At 70.8% G+C, this 19,878-nt stretch carries 20 protein-coding genes and 2 pseudogenes; 19 read left to right on the forward strand and 3 right to left on the reverse strand.

All coding sequences use genetic code 11. The features are described from left to right. The first annotated feature begins 183 nt into the window (after positions 1-183). The 19 genes and pseudogenes from AB0M35_RS04020 to AB0M35_RS04110 all read left to right on the forward strand — a co-directional run bounded on the left by AB0M35_RS04020 (position 184) and on the right by AB0M35_RS04110 (position 17,180). On the forward strand, positions 184-1,509 hold the full coding sequence (locus AB0M35_RS04020; protein ID WP_363741131.1) for an ammonium transporter: 1,326 nt from the start codon (positions 184-186) through the stop codon (positions 1,507-1,509). A 25-nt stretch (positions 1,510-1,534) separates the two neighbouring features. Continuing rightward, positions 1,535-1,873, forward strand: a complete 339-nt coding sequence (locus AB0M35_RS04025) for a P-II family nitrogen regulator (protein ID WP_165521895.1) — start codon at positions 1,535-1,537, stop codon at positions 1,871-1,873. A gap of 37 nt (positions 1,874-1,910) precedes the next feature. Then, complete coding sequence (locus AB0M35_RS04030) at positions 1,911-4,325, forward strand: [protein-PII] uridylyltransferase (RefSeq protein WP_363741133.1); 2,415 nt, start codon at positions 1,911-1,913, stop codon at positions 4,323-4,325. 183 nt (positions 4,326-4,508) lie between these two features. Next, positions 4,509-6,056, forward strand: coding sequence for a signal recognition particle protein (gene ffh, locus AB0M35_RS04035; protein WP_363741135.1), 1,548 nt, complete (start codon positions 4,509-4,511; stop codon positions 6,054-6,056). A 66-nt stretch (positions 6,057-6,122) separates the two neighbouring features. Further along, positions 6,123-6,701, forward strand: coding sequence for a Uma2 family endonuclease (locus AB0M35_RS04040; protein ID WP_363741137.1), 579 nt, complete (start codon positions 6,123-6,125; stop codon positions 6,699-6,701). An 18-nt stretch (positions 6,702-6,719) separates the two neighbouring features. Then, complete coding sequence (locus tag AB0M35_RS04045) at positions 6,720-7,811, forward strand: amidohydrolase family protein (RefSeq protein ID WP_363741138.1); 1,092 nt, start codon at positions 6,720-6,722, stop codon at positions 7,809-7,811. A 125-nt stretch (positions 7,812-7,936) separates the two neighbouring features. Then, positions 7,937-9,343: a proline--tRNA ligase gene (proS, locus tag AB0M35_RS04050; protein WP_363741141.1), complete on the forward strand. Its 1,407-nt coding sequence runs from the start codon at positions 7,937-7,939 to the stop codon at positions 9,341-9,343. 124 nt (positions 9,344-9,467) lie between these two features. Next, complete coding sequence (locus AB0M35_RS04055) at positions 9,468-10,115, forward strand: DUF402 domain-containing protein (RefSeq protein ID WP_363741143.1); 648 nt, start codon at positions 9,468-9,470, stop codon at positions 10,113-10,115. 246 nt (positions 10,116-10,361) lie between these two features. After that, a complete protein-coding gene (rpsP, locus tag AB0M35_RS04060) occupies positions 10,362-10,808 on the forward strand; it encodes a 30S ribosomal protein S16 (RefSeq protein WP_363741145.1) in 447 nt (148 codons plus the stop codon). Further along, positions 10,783-11,043 carry an RNA-binding protein gene (locus AB0M35_RS04065; RefSeq protein WP_175440282.1) on the forward strand — a complete coding sequence of 87 codons (261 nt, stop codon included), beginning with the start codon at positions 10,783-10,785 and terminating at the stop codon, positions 11,041-11,043. The genes rpsP and AB0M35_RS04065 overlap by 26 nt, the downstream gene beginning before the upstream one ends. Next, on the forward strand, positions 11,043-11,606 hold the full coding sequence (gene rimM / locus AB0M35_RS04070) for a ribosome maturation factor RimM (protein ID WP_363741147.1): 564 nt from the start codon (positions 11,043-11,045) through the stop codon (positions 11,604-11,606). The genes AB0M35_RS04065 and rimM overlap by 1 nt, the downstream gene beginning before the upstream one ends. 19 nt (positions 11,607-11,625) lie before the next feature. After that, positions 11,626-12,399: a tRNA (guanosine(37)-N1)-methyltransferase TrmD gene (gene trmD / locus AB0M35_RS04075; protein WP_363741148.1), complete on the forward strand. Its 774-nt coding sequence runs from the start codon at positions 11,626-11,628 to the stop codon at positions 12,397-12,399. Positions 12,400-12,543: 144 nt separating this feature from the next. Further along, complete coding sequence (rplS, locus tag AB0M35_RS04080) at positions 12,544-12,900, forward strand: 50S ribosomal protein L19 (protein WP_363741150.1); 357 nt, start codon at positions 12,544-12,546, stop codon at positions 12,898-12,900. Between the two features lie 183 nt (positions 12,901-13,083). Then, positions 13,084-13,958 (forward strand): annotated as a pseudogene (gene lepB, locus AB0M35_RS04085) (signal peptidase I). A gap of 9 nt (positions 13,959-13,967) precedes the next feature. Continuing rightward, positions 13,968-14,603 (forward strand): signal peptidase I, encoded by a 636-nt coding sequence (lepB, locus tag AB0M35_RS04090; protein ID WP_363741151.1) that lies wholly within the window; start codon positions 13,968-13,970, stop codon positions 14,601-14,603. 68 nt (positions 14,604-14,671) lie between these two features. Beyond that, positions 14,672-15,160: an NUDIX domain-containing protein gene (locus AB0M35_RS04095; protein ID WP_363741913.1), complete on the forward strand. Its 489-nt coding sequence runs from the start codon at positions 14,672-14,674 to the stop codon at positions 15,158-15,160. Next, positions 15,154-15,966: a ribonuclease HII gene (locus AB0M35_RS04100; RefSeq protein ID WP_363741153.1), complete on the forward strand. Its 813-nt coding sequence runs from the start codon at positions 15,154-15,156 to the stop codon at positions 15,964-15,966. Before AB0M35_RS04095 ends, AB0M35_RS04100 begins: the two co-directional genes overlap by 7 nt. Beyond that, entirely contained in the window at positions 15,963-16,286 is a 324-nt protein-coding gene (locus AB0M35_RS04105) for a DUF2469 domain-containing protein (RefSeq protein WP_007075222.1), read from the forward strand. Before AB0M35_RS04100 ends, AB0M35_RS04105 begins: the two co-directional genes overlap by 4 nt. 183 nt (positions 16,287-16,469) lie before the next feature. Further along, on the forward strand, positions 16,470-17,180 hold the full coding sequence (locus AB0M35_RS04110; RefSeq protein ID WP_363741156.1) for a M23 family metallopeptidase: 711 nt from the start codon (positions 16,470-16,472) through the stop codon (positions 17,178-17,180). Here AB0M35_RS04110 and AB0M35_RS04115 read toward each other — a convergent pair. The 3 genes and pseudogenes from AB0M35_RS04115 to AB0M35_RS04125 form a co-directional block, all read right to left on the reverse strand. Further along, entirely contained in the window at positions 17,068-18,249 is a 1,182-nt protein-coding gene (locus AB0M35_RS04115; RefSeq protein WP_363741158.1) for an aminotransferase class V-fold PLP-dependent enzyme, read from the reverse strand. The genes AB0M35_RS04110 and AB0M35_RS04115 overlap by 113 nt on opposite strands. A gap of 107 nt (positions 18,250-18,356) precedes the next feature. Then, the gene (locus AB0M35_RS04120) at positions 18,357-19,469 is read right to left on the reverse strand and encodes a tyrosine recombinase XerC (RefSeq protein ID WP_363741160.1); all 1,113 of its coding nucleotides are present in this window, start codon (positions 19,467-19,469) and stop codon (positions 18,357-18,359) included. A gap of 90 nt (positions 19,470-19,559) precedes the next feature. Continuing rightward, positions 19,560-19,799, reverse strand: a pseudogene (locus AB0M35_RS04125) (DNA processing protein DprA); the annotation flags it as partial. Positions 19,800-19,878: the final 79 nt, after the last annotated feature.

Below are 19,878 nucleotides of genomic sequence, written 5' to 3' on the forward strand. Positions count from 1 at the left end.
CCACCCCCGTCGAAGCGTCGAGGTGTGCGACTTTCTTCACACGTCCGAAACAAGCCGTCACGGTCCGGAAACCAGCCGGGGACCTTCGGTGAAACAGCCGGCGATCAGGCTTCCGCGCAACCGGCGTACGGGCGATGCTGCGCGATGCCGGGAGGGAGGGAAAACAACCCGAGAGGAGGCAGCGTGCCGGAGCTAGATTCTGGTGCCACCGCCTGGATTTTGACTTCAGCCGCGCTGGTGTTGCTCATGACGCCCGGCCTGGCGCTGTTCTACGGCGGCATGACGCGATCCAAGTCCGTGCTCAACATGATGATGATGAGCTTCGGTGCGATCGGCCTGGTCAGCCTGTTGTGGGTGTTCTACGGCTACAGCATCGCATTCGGCGATGACATCGGCGGGATCACCGGTGATCTCTCCGCCGCCGGTCTGCGCGGCATGCTGGAGAGCGGCACCGAGGGCGGCATCCCCGACCTGCTGTTCGCCGGTTTCCAGCTGATGTTCGCGGTGATCACCGTCGCTCTGATCAGCGGCGCGATCGCCGACCGGGCCAAGTTCGGCCCGTGGCTGCTCTTCGCCGGCCTGTGGGCCACCCTGGTCTACTTCCCGGTCGCGCACTGGGTCTGGGGCGGCGGCTGGATCATGGAGCTCGGCGTGCTCGACTTCGCCGGTGGTACGGCGGTGCACATCAACGCCGGTGCCGCCGCGCTCGCCCTGGCACTCGTCCTCGGCAAGCGGGTCGGCTGGCCGAAGGACAAGTTCAAGCCGCACAACCTGCCGATGGTGCTGCTCGGTGCGGGTCTGCTGTGGTTCGGTTGGTTCGGTTTCAACGCCGGCTCCGCCGGTGCGGCCAACGGCACCGCCGCCATCTCGCTGATCAACACCCAGGTCGCCACGGCCGCTGCGGTGCTCGGCTGGATCGTGGTGGAGTGGCTCCGCGACGGCAAGCCGACCACCCTGGGTGCGGCCTCCGGCGCGGTTGCCGGTCTGGTCGGCATCACCCCCGCCTGTGCGTTCCTGGAGCCGCTGGGCGCCATCGCCCTCGGCATCATCGCCGGTGCGATCTGCGCGCTCGCGGTCGGCATGAAGTACAAGCTCAAGTACGACGACTCGCTCGACGTGGTCGCCGTGCACATGGTCGGCGGCATCATCGGCTCGCTGCTCATCGGCTTCCTCGCCGTCGAGGTGCTGGCCGGTGAGGGCAACGCCGGTCTGATCTACGGCGGCGGCATCAAGCTGCTGGGCCTCCAGGCGGTCGGTGTGATCGCGGTGCTGGTCTACTCGTTCGTGGTCGCGTACATCATCGGCTTCGCGATCGAGAAGACCATCGGCTTCCGGGCCAGTGCCGAGGCCGAGGTCGAGGGCATCGACAACGCCGAGCACGCGGAGAGCGCGTACGAGTTCAGCTCCACGGGTGGTGGTGGCGGTGCGTTCGCCGCCGCGGGCATCGCTCCCACGGCCGCACCGAAGACCGAGCCCGCCGAACCGGTAAGCGAGAAGGTCGCCGGCTAACGTTCCTGAGATGGAGGGGTTGGACATGAAGCTGGTGACCGCGGTCATCAAGCCGCATCAGTTGGACGCAGTCAAGGAGGCTCTGCACGCTCTGGGCGTGGCCGGGCTGACCGTCAGCGAGGTCCAGGGTTACGGGCGACAGAAGGGGCACACCGAGGTCTACCGGGGTGCCGAGTACACCGTCGAGTTCCTGCCCAAGATCCGGGTGGAGGTGCTGACCGACGAGATCGACGTCGAGAAGATCGTCGACGCCGTCGTCGGTGCCGCCCGGACCGGCAAGATCGGTGACGGCAAGGTGTGGGTGACCGGAGTCGAGGAGGTCGTCCGGGTACGCACCGGCGAGCGCGGCCTCGACGCCCTGTAAAGGACCAACATCGGCGCCCTGTAAAGGACCAACATCGATGACCTCGTTGACCTCTCGGCAAGCCTCGGCTTCGAGCCCTCCGGCACAACCGAAGGTCAACGAGGTCGTCGGCGTACCGGCCGGGATCGGCGCGACGGCGCGGCGAGCCCGGGCGGACGCGTACGACGCCTGGCTGGCCCGGCTGCTGCCGGCCCGGCCGGGTGTCGCGCTGCTCGCGGTCGGTGGGCTGGGTCGGCGGCAGTGCGCCCCCTACGGTGACCTCGACCTGGTGCTGGTGCACTCCGGGGTGGCCGGGATCGACGATCTGGCCGCTGAACTGTGGTATCCGATCTGGGACGCCGGACTGCGGCTGGACCACTCGGTACGCACCGTCGCCGAAGCACTGTCGGTCGCCCAGGACGACGTCAAGGTCGCCACCGGGCTGCTCGACGCCCGCCTCGTCGCCGGTGACCTCGAACTGGCCGACACGCTGATCCACAGCGCCATCGACCACTGGCGGCGCACCGCCGTACGCCAACTCGGCCCGCTGCGGGAGAGCACGGCCGCCCGCTGGCAGGCGCACGGCGAGTTGGCGTTCCTGCTGGAGGGCGACCTCAAGGAGGCGGCCGGGGGCCTGCGCGACATCGGCATCCTGCGCGCCATCGCGATCGCCGGGATCACCGACGCGCTGCGGCCCGCCGTGCACGCCGCGCACCTACGCCTGCTGGACACCCGCGACGCGCTGCATCAGCAGCTCGGCCGGCGGGTGGACCGGCTGCTCGCCCAGGAACGTGCCGGGGTGGCCGCGCTGCTCGGCCTCCGACAGTCCCCACCCGGTGGGGCCGATCCGGCCTCCGGCGAGCCGGACGGGTCGCCGTCGGGCCTCGACACCGCACCACGCGGGCCGCAGCCGGATGCCGAGGCGCGTCGGCCACAGGCCGTTCCCACGCCGCGTGAGCCCGAGGGCGACGGGGACGCGCTGCTACGTCGGATGGCCGGGGACGCCCGTACCGTCAGCCACGCCCTGGACGACGCCTTCCGGGCCGCCGACCGGTTGCGCTCCGGTCGCCGCCGGGGCGCCGACGGACGACCGCTGCGCCGGCCGGTGGCCCGGGACGTGGTCGAGCACGACGGTGAACTGGTGCTGGCCCGTACCGCCATCGGGGCCCGCCCCGACCCCAACCTCTCGCTGCGGGTCGCCGCCGCGGCGGCGGTCACCGGGCTGCCCATCGCCCGGGCCACCTGCGAGTGGCTGGCCACGTACTGCCCGCCGTTGCCCACGCCCTGGTCGGCGGAGGCGCGAGCCGCGCTGACCACCCTGCTGGGTGCCGGTGCGGGGCTGCTGCCCGCCTGGGAGACCTGTGACCGGTACGGGTTGATCGACGGCTGGCTGCCGGAGTGGACCCGACTACGCAGCCTGCCGCAGCACAACCCGGTGCACCGGTTCACCCTCGACCGGCACCTGGTGCAGACCGCCTTCGAGGCCAGCCGGCACACCCGTGACGTGGATCGCCCCGACCTGCTGCTGCTCGGTGCCTTCCTGCACGACATCGGCAAGGGCCTACCGGGTGACCACTCCACGGTCGGCGCCCCGATCGCCGAGACGATCGCCACCCGGATGGGTCTGCCGGCGGCCGAGGCGAAGCTGATCGGCACCCTCGTCCGGCTGCACCTGCTGCTGCCGGAGGTGGCCACCCGCCGCGACCTGGCCGATCCGGTGACCATCGCCGGGGTGGCCGAGGCGATCGGCGACTCCACCACCCTCGACCTGCTGCACGCGCTGGCCCGCGCGGACGCCGCCGCCACCGGGCCGGGCGCCTGGTCGCAATGGAAGGGGCGGCTGATCGCCGAACTCGTCGCCCGGGTGCGCACCACGCTCGACACCGGCGCCGTACCCGAGCCGCCCGCACCGGACCCGGCGCTGGTGGCGGGGCCGCTGCCGGTCGTACACCTGACCGGGGATCGGGTGGCGGTGGCCGCGGCGGACCGGCGGGGCCTGCTCGCCACGGTGGCCGGTTGCCTGGCCCTGCACCGCCTGGAGGTGCTCGCGGCGGACGCCTCGACGGTGGACGGGCGGGCCCTGGTGGAGTGCCGGGTGCAGCCACGCTACGGGCTGCCACCCGAGCCGGTGGCGCTCAGCTCCGACCTGCGTCGGGCGGTAGGTGGCGACGTGTCGGTCACCCAGCGGCTGCGTGGACGGGCCCTGGCCGCACGGGGGGCCGGGGCCGAACCACGGGTGGTCTGGCACCGGGACGCCGCCACCGACGCGGTGCTGCTGGAGTTGCGCGCCGCCGACGCCGCCGGCCTGCTGTACCGGGTGACCAGCGCGCTGGACACGGCCGGCGCCCAGGTCCGGGCGGCCCGGATCGCCACGTTGGGCGGGGACGTGGTGGACGTCTTCTACCTGGTCGGCGGCTGGCCCTCCGACGCCGAACGCACCCGCCTGGAAGCCGCCGTTCTCGCTGCGGTGTAGGTGTAAGGATTAACGCCTCGCGTATAGGAAGGGACCCCTGTCAACCGAGCCGGTGGCCCGGCGCTCGGGAAGGGGAAGGCTGGGCCGGGCCGGGAGAGCGGCGGCGGGCTAGGCTAGCGGTGGGTTGGACGACACCCGCGCGTCCGAACTGTGCCCGCCGAAGACGACAAACGGGATGTTCGCGTGTTTGACACCTTGAGTGACCGCCTCTCCGGGATCTTCACCAAGCTCCGCGGCAAGGGACGCCTCACCGACGCCGACATCGACGCCACCGCGCGCGAGATCCGCCTCGCGCTGCTGGAGGCCGACGTTGCGCTGCCGGTGGTCAAGGGCTTCATCGCGAACGTCAAGGAACGGGCGCGCGGTTCGGAGGTCTCCCAGGCGCTCAACCCGGCCCAGCAGATCATCAAGATCGTCAACGAGGAGCTGGTCGCCGTCCTCGGGGGCGAGGGGCGCCGGCTCCAGTTCGCCAAGCAGCCGCCGACGGTGATCATGCTCGCCGGCCTCCAGGGTTCCGGTAAGACCACCCTCGCCGGCAAGCTGGCCCGCTGGCTCAAGGCCCAGGGCCATCAGCCGCTGCTGGTCGCCGCCGACCTCCAGCGACCCAACGCCGTCGGCCAACTCCAGGTGCTCGGTGGCCGGGCCGGGGTCGAGGTGTACGCCCCGGAGCCCGGCAACGGCGTCGGCGACCCGGTGCAGGTGGCGAAGGCGTCCCTCGAACACGCCCGCCGGGCCGCCCGCGACGTGGTCATCGTCGACACCGCCGGCCGGCTCGGCATCGACGCCGAGATGATGCAGCAGGCCGCCGACATCCGCGACGCGGTCGACCCCGACGAGGTCATCTTCGTCATCGACGCGATGGTCGGCCAGGACGCGGTGCGTACCGCCGAGGCGTTCCGCGACGGTGTCGGCATCACCGGCGTGGTGCTCTCCAAGCTCGACGGCGACGCCCGGGGTGGTGCCGCGCTGTCGGTGCGTGAGGTGACCGGGCAACCGATCCTGTTCGCCTCCACCGGCGAGAAGCTGGAGGACTTCGACGTCTTCCACCCCGACCGGATGGCCAGCCGGATTCTCGGCATGGGCGACGTTCTCACTCTGATCGAGCAGGCCGAGGCGGCCTTCGACACCGATCAGAAGGAGAAGATGACCGCCAAGCTGATGGGCGGTGAGCAGTTCACCCTGGAGGACTTCCTCGACCAGCTCATCGCGGTGCGGCGGATGGGGCCGATCGCCAACGTGCTGGCCATGATGCCCGGCATGGGGCAGGTCAAGGACCAGCTCGCCGAGGTCGACGACAAGCACTTCGACCGGATCACCGCGATCATCCGGTCGATGACCCCGGCCGAGCGCACCAACCCGAAGATCATCAACGGTTCCCGGCGGGCCCGGATCGCCAACGGCTCCGGCGTCACCGTGATGGACGTCAACCAGCTGCTCAACCGCTTCGCCGATGCGCAGAAGATGATGAAGCAGATGGGCGGCATGATGGGCCTGCCGGGCGGGCGGCGCAAGGCCACCAAGAGCCCGAAGAACAAGCGCAAGGGTACGAAGGGTGGCGGTCGGCCGCGTACGGGTGCCGGGATGCCCGGCGGTTTCCCGGGTGGCATGCCGCAGCTTCCGCCGGGCATGAGCCCGGACGACCTGGCGGCCGGTCAGGGCCTCCCGCCGGGCTTCAAGCTCCCGAAGATCGACTTCAACAAGCTCGGCAAGGGTGGTAACCCGCCTCGCTGAGCGTGTCGGTGACGGCGGGTGGTGTTGTTGGCGCTTAGGGTGATGCCGCCCCTGGAAGGAGGAGTCATGACCGTGGCGCCCTTCCTGCCCGAGCGGTCGGAGTGGACGGTAGACGACCTCGACGACCTGCCGAAGGACCTTCCGTACGAACTGATCAACGGAAGGTTGATCGTGCGGTCCCCGACTGCCCTGCACCAAAATCTCTGTGTCGAGATTCTGCTCGCCCTGCGCGTCAACTGCCCGACGGAATACCTGGTCAGCATCGACCTGTCGATGCGGGTCGACCGTCGTAACGAGCCCCGACCCGACGTGGTCGCGATCCGCCGCGAGCACGCCGACCGCTCGCCCGTGCCGGTCGAGGACGCGCTGCTGGCCGTCGAGGTCATCTCGCCCTCGTCGACGTTCCGTGACCTCTACGACAAGGCCCGGGTCTACGCCCGCGCCGGAGTGCGTACGTACTGGGTGGTCGATCCGCTGCACGACAAGATGACCCTGACCGAATACGTGTTGAGTGCCTCTGGTGAGTACGAGGTGGCCGCCCACACCGAGGACCTGTTCGTCACCGAGCGGCCGTGGAAGGTGTCGGTGGACCTGCCGGCGCTGACCGTCCGGCGGGCGGGGCTACTCGCGCGCGACGGGCAGTGATCCGGTAGGACTGTGCGCATGGCTCTGCATGTGCGCGGTGTGCTCCTGCCGGACGACGAGGTCCGGGACCTGTGGCTGGTCGGCGATCGGGTCACCTTTGATCCGGTGCCCGGCGCCGAGACGATCGCCGATCGTGGCTTCATCCTGCCGGGGCTGGTGGACGCGCACTGTCACATCGGCATCGCCCGGGGGGCGACCCCGATCACCTCCCTGGACCAGGCGCGGACGTTGGCGCGTACCGACCGGGACGCCGGGGTGCTGGCGATCCGGGACGCCGGTTCGCCCTTCCCGTACCCGGAGCTTGAGGACGAACCCGACCTGCCCCGGCTGATCCGGGCCGGGCGGCACATCGCACCGCCGAAGCGGTACCTGCGTGACATCGGGGTGGAGGTCGGCGCGGCCGAGGTGGCGGCGACCGTGGCCGAGCAGGCGGCGGCCGGCAACGGCTGGGTCAAGCTGGTCGGGGACTGGATCGACCGGGGGGTCGGTGATCTGGCGCCGGCCTGGGACGCCGACACGATGGCCGCCGCCGTGGCCGCCGCCCATGCCGCCGGGGTACGCGCCGCCGTGCACACCTTCAGCGAGTCGGCCGTGGAGATCATGGTGCGGGCCGGGGTGGACTCGGTCGAGCACGGCACCGGGCTGAGCCTGGACCTGATCGACCTGATGGCCCGGCGGGGCACCGCCCTGATCCCCACGATGATCAACATCCGTACCTTCGGCCACATCGCCGACCAGGCCCGACCCAAGTTCCCCGGGTACGCCGACCACATGATCGCCCTGCGCGACCGTTTCCCCGAGGTGGTGCGCTCGGCGTACGAGGCCGGGGTGCCGATCTTCGTGGGCACCGACGCCGGCGGCGGCATCGACCACGGCCTCGCCGTCGAGGAGATGCTCCTGCTGCACGAACAGGCCGGCATGTCCCGGATGGACGTCCTAGCCGCCGCCTCCTGGCGTGCCCGCGCCTGGCTCGGCCTGTCCGGCCTCACCGAAGGCGGCCTGGCCGATCTCACCGTCTACCCGGCGGACCCCCGCCAGGACCTCAACGCGCTCCGCACCCCCACCCACCTGATCCTCCGCGGCCAGCCCTACCCGCCATCGTCGAGGTGATCAAGAAGTTTGCGTCGGGATCGACTCGTCGGTGACGCAAACTTCTTGATCACGGGAAAGGTGGGCGGGTGAAGGACGGTGGGGGAGGGAAGGGTGGGGTGGGGGTGGGCATAGGATGTGCGGTCATGGCGCGTGTGCTTACTCCCCGGGTCGAGGACTTTCCTCGGTGGTACCAGGACCTCATCGCTAAGGCGAAGCTGGCCGACAACGGGCCGGTGCGGGGGACCATGGTGATCCGACCGGCCGGCTATGCCATCTGGGAGCGGATGCAGGCCGAGATGGACGACCGGATCAAGACGGCCGGCGCGGAGAACGCATACTTCCCGCTGTTCATCCCGGAGAGCTACCTCAAGCGCGAGGCCGAGCACGTCGAGGGCTTCTCGCCGGAGCTGGCGGTGGTCACCCACGGCGGCGGCAAGCAGTTGGCCGAGCCGGTCGTGGTACGTCCCACCAGCGAGACGGTCATCGGCGAGTTCATGGCCAAGTGGATCGACTCGTACCGGGACCTGCCGCTGCTGCTCAACCAGTGGGCCAACGTAGTCCGCTGGGAGCTGCGCCCGCGGATCTTCCTGCGCACCAGCGAGTTCCTCTGGCAGGAGGGGCACACCGCGCACGCCACCCGCGAGGACGCCCGCGCCTACGCCCGCAAGATCCTGCACGAGGCGTACGAGGACCTGATGGTCAACGTGCTCGGCATCCCGGTGGTGGTCGGGCTCAAGACCGCCCGGGAGCGGTTCGCCGGAGCGACCGCCACGTACACCTGCGAAGGCATGATGGGCGACGGCAAGGCGCTCCAGCTCGGCACCAGTCACGAGCTCGGGCAGAACTTCGCCAAGGCGTTCGACATCAGCTACTCCTCGGCCGAGGGCGGCCGGGAGCACGCCTGGACCACCTCCTGGGGCACCTCGACCCGGATGCTCGGCGGCCTGATCATGTGCCACGGCGACGACAACGGCCTGCGGGTGCCGCCGAAGCTGGCGCCGGTGCAGGCGTACATCATGGTGGTCAAGGACGGCGACGGTGTCGGCGAGGCGGCGGCCAAGCTGCGTGACGCGCTGCGCGACGCCGGGGTCCGGGTCGCGCTCGACGACCGCACCGACACCCCCTTCGGCCGTCGGGCCGTCGACGCGGAGCTGCGCGGCTACCCGGTACGCGTCGAGGTCGGCCCGCGCGACCTGGCCGCGGGCAACGCGGTCGTGGTCCGGCGTACGGACGGCTCGAAGGCCCCCACCCCGATCGCAGACGTGGTCGGCGCAGTGCTCGCCGCGCTGGAGGCCGACCAGCAAGCCCTGCACGACCAGGCCCTGGCCTTCCGCCAGTCCCGCACCACCGACGTCGCCACCCTCGACGAGGCGATCGAGGCGGCGGCCACCGGCTGGGCAAGGGTTCCGTGGTCGGCGGTAGGCGTCGAAGGCGAAGCCAAGGCCAACGCCCAGGGCGTCACCGTCCGCTGCCTGGTCCGCGCCGACGGCTCCGTCCCCGACACCGAAGACGAACCCGACCTAACCGCCATCCTCGCCCGCGCCTACTAACCCCCACCCCGCCCGCTCTGCTCGTCGATCTTGCACTTTCTGTCGTGGCAACACCGGAGTAAAGGTGCATTTCGGCGACCAAAAGTGCAAGATCGGCGCGGTTTCGGGGCGGTAGGGTCGGGTCGTGAGGTTTGAGACGGGCCGGTTGGTGGTGCACCGGAATGTGCGGCGGGGGCGGATCGGGTGGGTTCGGCCGGCCCGGGTGGTCAGTGATGACGAGCGTGGGCTGCTGCTGTGGGTGGCTGAGGGCTCGCCGGTGGCGGGCGAGGTGAATGCCGACGGGCTGGGGATGCGGGTGGTTCCGTTCCATGAGTGGATCACCCCGACGTTCCAGTTGTCGCAGGGGCGGTGGAACGGGCCGCCGCTGCTGAAGTTCCTGCCCGCCGGGGCGGCCCACTCCGTCTGGTGGTTCCGCGATCAGCAGGGGCGATTCGCCGGGTGGTACGTCAACCTGGAGGAGAACGGGGTCCGGTGGGATGACGGCGGGCTGGCCGGCGTCGACATCGTGGATCAGGACCTCGACGTGTGGGTCCGCCCCGACCGCAGTTGGGAGTGGAAGGACGAGGGCGAGTTCGTCGAGCGGTTGGCCTTCCCGGAGCACTACTGGGTGACCGACGAGGCGGCCGTACGGGCCGAGGGCAAGCGGGTGATCGCCCTGGCCGAGGCCGGCGAGTTCCCCTTCGACGGCACCTGGTGCGAGTTCACCCCGCCGTCGGAGTGGGTCACCCCGCAGCGACTGCCCGCCGGCTGGGACCGCCCACCCGCGCGTTGAGTATGTGTGTTCTGGGTCACATTGCCATCAGTCTGGGTGACCCGCGCCGGTGGCGATGTGAGGGATCCGGGGTGGATCTGGCAGAATGGCTGGCTGGTATCCGGCGCGTGTCCGGCGCCCTCTAACCCGGACGCGTCGCCAGTCCACCCGAGCTGTCTCCGGCCCAACCCCACTGTGCCGGTTGGCGCTCACCCGTGCACACCGCCCGTACCGGGCCGGTGAGATCGCAACAGGAGCGAAACAACCGTGGCCGTAAAGATCCGGCTCCTGCGGATGGGCAAGATCCGCAACCCGCAGTACCGCATCGTCATCGCCGACTCGCGTACCAAGCGCGACGGCCGGGCGATCGAGTTCGTCGGCATCTACCAGCCGAAGGAAGACCCTTCGGTGATCGAGGTCAAGTCGGAGCGGGTCCAGTACTGGCTGTCCGTCGGCGCCCAGCCGAGCGAGGCGGTGCAGCGGCTGCTGGAGCTCACCGGTGACTGGCAGAAGTTCAAGGGCCTGCCGGCTCCGCCGCCGCTGAAGGTGGCGCCGGAGCGGGCCGACCGCAAGGCGGCCTACGAGGCCGAGGCGAAGGCCGCCGCAGGCGTGGCCGACACCCCGACCAAGCCGGCCAAGAAGGCCGCCAAGGTCGAGGCGGAGGCGCCGAAGGCCGAGGAGCCGGCCGCTGCGGACTCCGGCGAGCAGGCCTGACATGGCACTGCGGCCGGCGTTGGAGCACCTGGTCAAGGGCATCGTCGACCACCCCGATGACGTACGCGTCCGGATGGTCGACTCCCGTCGGGGCAAGCGGCTGGAAGTTCGCGTGCACCCCGAGGACCTGGGCACCGTGATCGGGCGGTCCGGTCGGACCGCCAAGGCACTGCGCCAGGTGATCGGCTCCATCGGTGGGCGCGGCGTGCGCGTCGACATCGTCGATTCGTACTGATGCAGCTCATCGTCGGCAGGATCGGCAAGCCGCACGGCATCCGCGGTGAGGTCACCGTGGAGGTGCGTACGGACGAGCCCGAGACGCGGTTCGCTCCCGGCATGGTGCTGGCCACCATGCCGGGAGCGGTTTCCCGAGGCGGCCAGGAGCCGGCCGTCAGCCCTGGAACGCGGTACGAGGTGCCCGACGAGTTGACCGTCGAGGCCATCCGCTGGCACCAGGGTCGGCTGCTGGTCGCCTTCGAAGGGGTACTGGACCGCGACGTCGCGGAGGCGCTGCGGGGCACCCTGCTCACCGTGGACAGCGCCGACGTGGCTCCGCCGGAGGATCCGGAGGAGTTCCACGATCACCAGTTGGTGGGGTTGGCCGTGGTCACCCCGACCGGGGAGCGCCTCGGCGAGGTGGCCCGGATCGACCACGCTCCCGCCTCGGATCTGCTGGTGCTGCGTCGTCCCGAGGGGCGTACCGCGCTGATTCCGTTCGTCAAGGCGATGGTCCCCGAGGTCGATCTCGCCGGTGGTCGCGTCGTGGTCGATCCGCCTGATGGCCTGCTCGACCTCTGATCCTGCGGAGCACCCCCTGATGCGTGTCGACATCGTGTCGATCTTCCCGGAGTACTTCGCCCCGCTGGACCTGTCGCTGATCGGCAAGGCGCGGGCCAACGGCACGCTGCGGCTGGCCGTACACGATCTGCGTACCTGGACCCATGACGTGCACCGCACGGTCGACGACACCCCGTACGGCGGCGGGCCGGGCATGGTGATGCGGCCCGAGCCGTGGGGTGAGGCGCTGGACGCCCTGGCCGCTGCGCAGCCGGCCGCGCCCCGGCTGCTGGTGCCCTCTCCGGCCGGCGTGCCGTTCACCCAGGCCTTGGCGTACGAACTGGCCGCCGAGCCGCACCTGATCTTCGCCTGCGGCCGGTACGAGGGCATCGACCAGCGGGTACTCGACCATGCGGCGAGCCGGATGCCGGTCACCGAGGTCAGCCTCGGCGACTACGTGCTCTTCGGCGGCGAGGTCGCGGTGCTGGTGATCCTGGAGGCGGTCACCCGGCTGCTGCCCGGGGTGCTCGGCAATGCCGGCTCGCTGGCCGAGGAGTCGCACGCGCACGGGCTGCTGGAGGCGCCGATGTACACGAAGCCGGCGACCTGGCGCGGGCTGGACGTGCCGGAGGTGCTCCGCTCCGGCGACCACGGCCGGATCGCCCGGTGGCGCCGGGACGAGGCGCTGGAGCGTACCGGTCGGCGCCGGCCCGACATGCTCGCCGCGCTCGACCCGCAGCACCTGGACAAACGGGACGTGGCAGCACTCGACCGGGCCGGGTTTCAGGTGCCCGGACGGGATGTGGCAAAGTAGAGGGGTTGCCGCAGTCGTCTGCGCCGTGGACGGCTGCGAGGGTCCCCGACCGGGGTCGGTTCTCGCCGACCATCATCCGGGGATCAGTATCACCCATCCGCGCGCCGATTGACGGTGCGCCGTGAGCCTCACGAGGACGCAGCGATGAACATCCTGGACGCCCTTGACGCCCAGTCGAAGCGCACCGACCTTCCCGACTTCCGTGGCGGTGACACTGTCAAGGTGCACGCCCGGGTGGTCGAGGGTAACCGGTCCCGGGTCCAGATCTTCCAGGGCGTCGTCATCCGCCGCCAGGGTGACGGACTGCGCGAGACCTTCACCGTTCGCAAGCTCAGCTTCGGCGTCGGTGTCGAGCGGACCTACCCGATCAACAGCCCGGCGATCGACCGGATCGAGATCGTGACCCGTGGTGACGTCCGCCGGGCCAAGCTCTACTACCTGCGTGAGCTGCGGGGCAAGAAGGCCAAGATCAAGGAGCTGCGCGAGAAGCAGCCGAGCTGAGCTCGCGCCGCGCCACGCCGCCTACGCTGCGCGTATGTCGTACGGGCCGGGTCGCACTACCCTGGTCGTACGGGCGCAGTAGGGTGGCGACCCGCCGTGCATGGCGGGTGACCTCCACTACCGCCCGGGGAGTCTCGTCGAGACTTCCGGGCGGTAGTCGTTTCTGCGGACCGGGGAGTGGGCGTGGTACAGGCGCTTGACGACAGCGGCTCGGTTGATCCGTGGCGACGACGGTCCCGACGCGGCAAGCCGCAGATGCCCCTCTGGCAGGAGTTGCCGCTGCTGCTCGTCGTCGCCTTCTGTCTCGCGGTGCTGATCCGCACGTTCCTGCTCCAGGCGTTCTTCATCCCCTCCGGGTCGATGGAGGACACCCTGCTCGTCGGCGACCGTGTCCTGGTCAACAAGGTCGTCTACAACCTGCGGGATCCGCAACGCGGCGAGGTGGTGGTCTTCCGGGGCACCGACCGATGGGTGCCGCAGGTGGATGCGGAGCCAGCCGGTGGTTTCGTCGACCGGCTCGGCCGTACCGTCGGTGACCTGGTCGGGCTCAGCCGTCCCGGCGAGAAGGACTTCATCAAGCGCGTCATCGGGCTGCCGGGTGACCGGGTGAGTTGCTGTGACGACCAGGGCCGGTTGCTGGTCAACGGCACCCCACTGGACGAGTCGGCGTACGTGCTGCGCGACTCGCCGCTGGACCTGCCACCCAACCCGCAGGAGTGCCGATCCCGGCGGTTCGAGGAGATCGTGGTCCCGCCCGGCCAGATGTTCGTGCTCGGCGACCACCGTCTCGTCTCGCAGGACGCCCGCTGCCAGGGCACGGTGCCGATCGACAACGTGGTGGGGCGGGCCTTCGCGGTGGTCTGGCCGTCCAGCCGCTGGCATTCCCTGCCGGTGCCCGAGACGTTCGCCGACGTGGCCCCGCCTGTCACGGCCACCGGCGGCGCCGCGCCACCGGTGCGGCCCACGACCGACGGAGGGGTCGTCCTGGTGCTACCGATCGCGGCCACACTCTCCGTTCTCGCGCGTTCCACGCGGTGGCACCGATCCGGGCAACGTAGGCTCCTCCCGTGATTGACGAGCAGACCGACAAGCCACGCCACTCCTTCTGGAAGGAACTACCCATCCTCCTGGGGGTGGCGATCCTCGTCGCGGTACTGGTGCGGGCCTTCGTACTGCAGACCTTCTTCATCCCGTCGCCGTCGATGGAGAACACTCTCAAGATCGATGATCGGGTGCTGGTCAACAAGTTGGTGTACAACTTCCGCACGCCGCACCGGGGCGAGGTGATCGTCTTCAAGGCGCCCGTCGAGTGGAGCGGTAATCCTGCGGGCGAGGACTTCATCAAGCGGGTGATCGGGGTCGGCGGTGACCGGCTGGTCTGCTGCGACGCGCAGGACCGCCTGGTGATCAACGGGGTGCCGCTGGACGAGCCGTACATCTTCTCGTTCGAGGGGCACCGGGACAAGCCGGCGGACCAGGAGTTCGATGTCGTCGTACCGGAGGGTCGGCTCTGGGTGATGGGCGACCATCGCTCCGCCTCCGGCGACTCCCTGGAGCACTACCAGCAGTCCGGGGAGAACATCACCGCAGCCACCATCCCGGAGAAGGACGTCGTGGGGCGGGCCTTCACCGTCTTCTGGCCGTTCAACCGGGCCACTCTGCTCACGGTCCCCGAGGAGTTCGAGGCGGTCCCCACACCCTGACGGTGCGGGCAGTGTCAGGTGGGACGGGGGACGTGGGCGTTGTCGCGGGCGTCTGGCAGTCTGGTGCGGTGACGCACTACACCCCGAGGCGCGCCGCCCGGGTGCTCCTGGTCGACCGGGCCGATCGGTTGCTGCTCTTCCGCGGCTTCGATCCGGTCCACCCCGCTGGTGGACGCTGGTGGTTCACCCCGGGTGGCGGCCTCGACCCAGGGGAGACGTACGTTGACGGCGCGGCGCGTGAACTGGCGGAGGAGACCGGGTTGCGGTTGGCCGTGGCGGAGTTCGGTGAGCCGGTCCACGCCGACGTGACGGAGTTTTCCTTCGACGGGGTGTGGTACCGGCAGGAGCAGCGGTTCTTTCTGGTGCGGGTAGCCGCACACGAGGTCGACACGACCGGATTCAGCGAGGTGGAGCGGGGCAGCGTGGACGGCCACCGCTGGTGGTCGGCGCAGGAGTTGGGCGACACCACCGAGCGGTGCTACCCGCTGGACCTGGCAGCGATCCTGACCCGTGTGTTGACCGGTGCCACGGCTGCGACCGGCGGTGCGGCATGCTGACCCCGCCGCGCACGGTGGTGCGCCGGGAGGCGGGGCTCTACGCGCTGGAGCGGGCCCTGCAACGGCGTGGATTCCGGTATGTCGCTGGCGCCGACGAGGCCGGCCGGGGCGCGTGTGCCGGGCCGCTGGTGGCCGCCGCCGCGGTGCTGCCGGAGGGGCGGCGGGGCGAGATCGACGGGCTGGCCGACTCCAAGCTGCTCACCCCGGCGAGCCGGGAGCGGGTGTACGACGAGGTCGTCGCGCGTGCCCTGGCGTACGCCGTGGTGGTCGTGCCGGCCGAGGAGGTCGACGCCCGAGGGCTGCACGTGTGCAACCTGGCTGCGATGCGCCGGGCGCTGGCCTCGCTGACCGTGCGGCCCGAGTACGTGTTGACCGACGGGTTCGGCGTCGACGGCCTGGACGTGCCCGGTCTCGCGGTGTGGAAGGGTGACCGGGTGGCGGCCTGCGTGGCGGCGGCGAGCGTACTGGCCAAGGTGACCCGAGACCGGATCATGGTTGATCTCGACGCGGTGCACCCCGGCTACGGTTTCGCCGAGCACAAGGGGTACATCACCGCCGATCACACGGCGGCGCTACGTGCACACGGTCCGTGCCGGGAGCACCGGTTCTCCTATGTCAATGTCGCGGCCGTCTCCGGCCTGGAGAGCCGTCCGCCCCGGTCGCGTCGACCGCTTGGCGCAAGCCGGGACGAGCCGATGGAGCGCTCGGGCTTCGCAGGGGGTACCGTCGGCGTGGCGTTGGGCGAGCAGCCTCAGCCTCCGGCGCCGGTGGGGGAAGATGTGGTCATGGAAGGCGGAGTGCGATGAGCGCGGAAGATCTCGAAAAGTACGAGACCGAGATGGAGCTACAGCTCTACCGGGAGTACCGCGACATCGTCCGTCAGTTCTCCTACGTGGTGGAGACCGAGCGGCGGTTCTACCTGGCCAACCAGGTCGACCTGCATGTGCGCAACTCCGACGGCGAGGTCTACTTCGAGGTCGAGATGCACGACGCCTGGGTGTGGGACATGTATCGTCCCGCCCGGTTCGTCAAGAACGTCCGGGTGATGACGTTCAAGGACGTCAACGTCGAGGAACTGGAAAAGCCCGACATCTCTCTGCCCGCCGATTCCGGCTTCGGCGGCTGATTTCCCCGGTCGGACGTCGCCCGGCGGACCCCCACCCGCCCGGATCGGTCCACACTGGATCGACGGTCGTCTGGCCATAGCAGATCAGCTTCGTCGGCACGGGTTGTCCACAGGGTGCTACGTCGTCCACAGGCGACCTGCCTCGGGCGGCGAACTGTGCCAGTGATCGGCACACTCGCCGCCATGGTGACCCGAATCCGCGCGCTCTGCGCCCTTCTGCTCGTGCCACTCGTCGCGTACCCACCGTCGCCCGTGCCGTCGCCGGTGTCGTCGGTGCAGCGGTCATCCTGGCCGACAGCGGCTCCGGCGGTGCTGCCGTCATCGGGGGCCGTGTCGTTGTCGGGCGGGCGGCCGGATACCGCCGGGCGCTACCGGTGGCCGGTCGACGGGCAGCCTCGGCTGGTGCGTCGCTTCGATCCGCCACCCCGCCCCTGGCTGGCCGGTCATCGTGGCGTCGACCTGCTCGCCCCGGCCGGTGCGACGATCCGTGCCGCCGGCGCCGGCACGGTCTCCTACGCCGGCCTGGTCGCCGGCCGCCCGGTGATCTCCGTGACCCACGCCGACGGGCTGCGCACCACGTACGAGCCGGTGGAACCGGTGGTCACGGTCGGCGCGGCGGTGCCGGCGGGCGCCGTCCTGGGTGTTCTCGCGCCTGGGCACGCGGGCTGCCCGCAGGCCGCCTGCCTGCACTGGGGGCTGCGTCGAGGCAGCGACTATCTCGACCCGTTGGCCCTGCTCGGTCTCGGCCGATCCCGCCTGCTGCCGCTCGCCGGGGAGCCGCTCAGCGCTGGTGGAGCAGGGTGGGCAACTGCACGGCGAGCTGGTCGTACTCGTGGGGCGAGTTGTACACCTGGCCGCACAGTCGTAGCCAGCCACGCCCGTCCCAAGTGTTGACCGCGACCTGGGTGGCGAGCCGCTCGGCGATCCGGGCCCGCAGCGCCCGTGCGCCGTCGATGGTGGTGGCGAGGCCCGCCGGCAACGGGATGATCCGCATGGCCACCGTGGGCCCGCCCGGGTCGGGCAGGTCGGCCGGTGGCACGCCGAGCGCGTCCCCCACCACCCGCTGGCCGTACGCGGCCAGTGCCGCGTTGTGCGCACGTACCCGGTCCACGCCGAGCGTACGCAGGACGTAGAGCCCCACCGGGGCGCTCAGCCAGGCGGTGTAGTCCGCCGTCGCCTGCCACTCCATCCGGCCCGGAAAACCCGCCTCCTGTTCCCAGGAGACCACCAGCGGCTCGATCCGCTCCCGCCACGCCGGGGCGACCACGAGGACCGCCGTGCCGCGCGGCGCGTACCCCCATTTGTGCAGGTTGCCGACCCAGAAGTCGGCTCCGATGCTCTGCACGGTCGCCGGCAGCATGCCGGGTGCGTGCGCGGCGTCGACCAGGACCGACACGCCGTGTTCCCGAGCCACTCCGACGATGGCGGCGACCGGAAACACCCGTGCCGTCCCCGAGGTGAGCTGGTCGACCACGAGTAGGCGGGTGCGCCCCGGGCGCAGCCCGGACCGGATGATCTGCACGATCTCCTCGGGGGTGGCGGACAGCGGCACCCGCAGAACCCGATGCGTCGCCCCGGTGCGGCGGCATTCCCGGCGGATGGAGAGGTCGACAGCGCCATAGCCATGGTCGGTGGTGAGCACCTCGTCGTCGGGGCGCAGCCCGAGGGACTGCAACACCACCGCCGCCCCGGTGGTGGCGTTGACGGTCAGGGCGGTGCCGTCCGGGTCGGCACCGAGGAACCCGGCCAGGTGCCGGCGGGCGTGCGTGATCCGGTCGACCAGACCCTCGGTGAAGAAGCGCAGCGGATCGGCCTCCATCTCGTCGCGCAACCGCTGTTGGGCCCGCTGCACGAAGACCGGCACCGCGCCGAACGAACCGTGGTTGAGATGGCTGACCGCCGGATCGAGGGAGAAGAGCAGACGGGCGCCGGTGATCGGTTCAGGCGGCGGCGGGACGCTCACCGGATGATCGTAACGCCGCAGCCGGGCCTCCGTGATGGATCTTGGTATGAAAACGTCCGCCACACGGACGCTTTCGTTGCCATTCGTCAGGCGTGGCGCCGGCGGGGCTAGGCGCGGGGGTGGGCTTGGCGGTATGCGGTGCGTAGCCGGTCGACGGAGACGTGGGTGTAGACCTGCGTGCTGGCCAACGAGGAGTGGCCCAGCAGTTCCTGCACCGCGCGCAGGTCCGCGCCGCCTTCGAGCAGATGTGTGGCGGCCGAGTGGCGCAGCCCGTGCGGGCTGATCCGGGGCAGGCCGGCGGCCTGTGCGTACGCGGCGACGATCCGGCGGGCGGTCGTCGGGTTCAGCCGGCCACCTCGGGCGCCGAGCAGCAGCGCGTCGCGGGAGTCCGGGACCGCCAGCACCGACCGTCCCCGCCGCAGCCACTCGTCGAGGGCACGCTGGGCAGGCAAGCCGTACGGCACCGACCGTTCCCGTCCGCCCTTGCCCCATACCCGGACCACGCGGCGACCATGGTCGACATCGGCGAGATCGATGCCGCACGCCTCGCTGACCCGTACCCCGGTGCCGTAGAGCAACTCCAACAGCGCCCGGTCACGCAACAGCACGGCCTCGGCGACGCGGTCTCCCGCCTCGGCACCGTCCGCCATCTCCATGGCGGAGCCGGCATCGGCGCCCGGGTGGGCGTCAGCGGGTTGGGCGTCGGCCGGGTTTGTGCCGGCGGGTTGGGCGTCGGCCGGGTGGGCGTCGGCGGCGGGACGGGCGCTGATGGTTGCACCGCGGGTCGGAGCCTCGACGAGCAGCGCGGCCTGGTCGGCGCGGAGCACGGTCGGCAGCGTGCGCTGCGGACGGGGACTGGCCAGCGTGGCGGCCACGTCCGTGGGTAGCAGTCCGCCCCGGTGCGCCCAGGCGCTGAAGGTGCGCGCCGCCGCCGCTCGCCGGGCCAGCGACGTCCGGGCCGCTCCCATCGTCCGCTGTTTTGCCAGCCAGCTGCGTACCGTGTCGAGGCTCAGCTCAGCCACCTCCGCGCAGCCCATCCGATGCGCGTGATCCAGCAGGGACACCAGATCGGCGACGTACGCCCGCACCGTGTGGGCCGAGCGGTTGCGGACCGAGGCGAGGTAACGGGCGAACTCGTCCACCGCGTCCCGCAGCGGCTCCGGCAGCGCCGCGTGCACGGCCCGGGTGCCGCGGGTGTTGCGGTCTTCGGTACCCCCCACGCGGCCCAGCCTAAGACGAGGCGGTCGCGCCCGCGAACCTGCCGCGCACCGGTAGTGCAGCTCAACCGCGTGGCCTGCCGGGTGGACAGCTCAGTCGGGACGGCGTGGTGGGACCAGTGCGTAGCCGTCGCTGCGGCGTACCACCAGAGCCAACTCCTCCAGCAGGGACATCTTGCGCAGCACCGTTCGTACGGCCAGGCCGGCTCGCGTCGCGAGGTCGTCCACGCCGATCGTGCCTCGGCGGGGCATCGCCTCCACGATGGCCCTCGCGTCGTCGTCGATCACGTCGGTGGGTCGGTCCGGGCCGCGCGGCACCGGGGCCAGCTCGCCAGCGCCAACATCTACTTTCTGCCGCTCGCATGGCATCGCGCCACCGGATAACATGCTCCTGGCGGCGCAGGGCTGGGCC

It is taken from the genome of Micromonospora sp. NPDC051196, assembly GCF_040682415.1.
GTDB lineage: Bacteria > Actinomycetota > Actinomycetes > Mycobacteriales > Micromonosporaceae > Micromonospora.

What these genes read in the sequence shown, in the direction of transcription:
- AB0M35_RS04110 (WP_363741156.1), top strand. Translation starts at nt 16,470, where the DNA reads ATGGTGACCCGAATCCGCGCGCTCTGCGCCCTTCTGCTCGTGCCACTC.
- rimM (WP_363741147.1), top strand. Translation starts at nt 11,043, where the DNA reads ATGCAGCTCATCGTCGGCAGGATCGGCAAGCCGCACGGCATCCGCGGT.
- AB0M35_RS04045 (WP_363741138.1), top strand. Translation starts at nt 6,720, where the DNA reads ATGGCTCTGCATGTGCGCGGTGTGCTCCTGCCGGACGACGAGGTCCGG.
- AB0M35_RS04030 (WP_363741133.1), top strand. Translation starts at nt 1,911, where the DNA reads ATGACCTCGTTGACCTCTCGGCAAGCCTCGGCTTCGAGCCCTCCGGCA.
- AB0M35_RS04100 (WP_363741153.1), top strand. Translation starts at nt 15,154, where the DNA reads ATGCTGACCCCGCCGCGCACGGTGGTGCGCCGGGAGGCGGGGCTCTAC.
- trmD (WP_363741148.1), top strand. Translation starts at nt 11,626, where the DNA reads ATGCGTGTCGACATCGTGTCGATCTTCCCGGAGTACTTCGCCCCGCTG.
- proS (WP_363741141.1), top strand. Translation starts at nt 7,937, where the DNA reads ATGGCGCGTGTGCTTACTCCCCGGGTCGAGGACTTTCCTCGGTGGTAC.
- AB0M35_RS04105 (WP_007075222.1), top strand. Translation starts at nt 15,963, where the DNA reads ATGAGCGCGGAAGATCTCGAAAAGTACGAGACCGAGATGGAGCTACAG.
- AB0M35_RS04025 (WP_165521895.1), top strand. Translation starts at nt 1,535, where the DNA reads ATGAAGCTGGTGACCGCGGTCATCAAGCCGCATCAGTTGGACGCAGTC.
- AB0M35_RS04040 (WP_363741137.1), top strand. Translation starts at nt 6,123, where the DNA reads ATGACCGTGGCGCCCTTCCTGCCCGAGCGGTCGGAGTGGACGGTAGAC.
- rplS (WP_363741150.1), top strand. Translation starts at nt 12,544, where the DNA reads ATGAACATCCTGGACGCCCTTGACGCCCAGTCGAAGCGCACCGACCTT.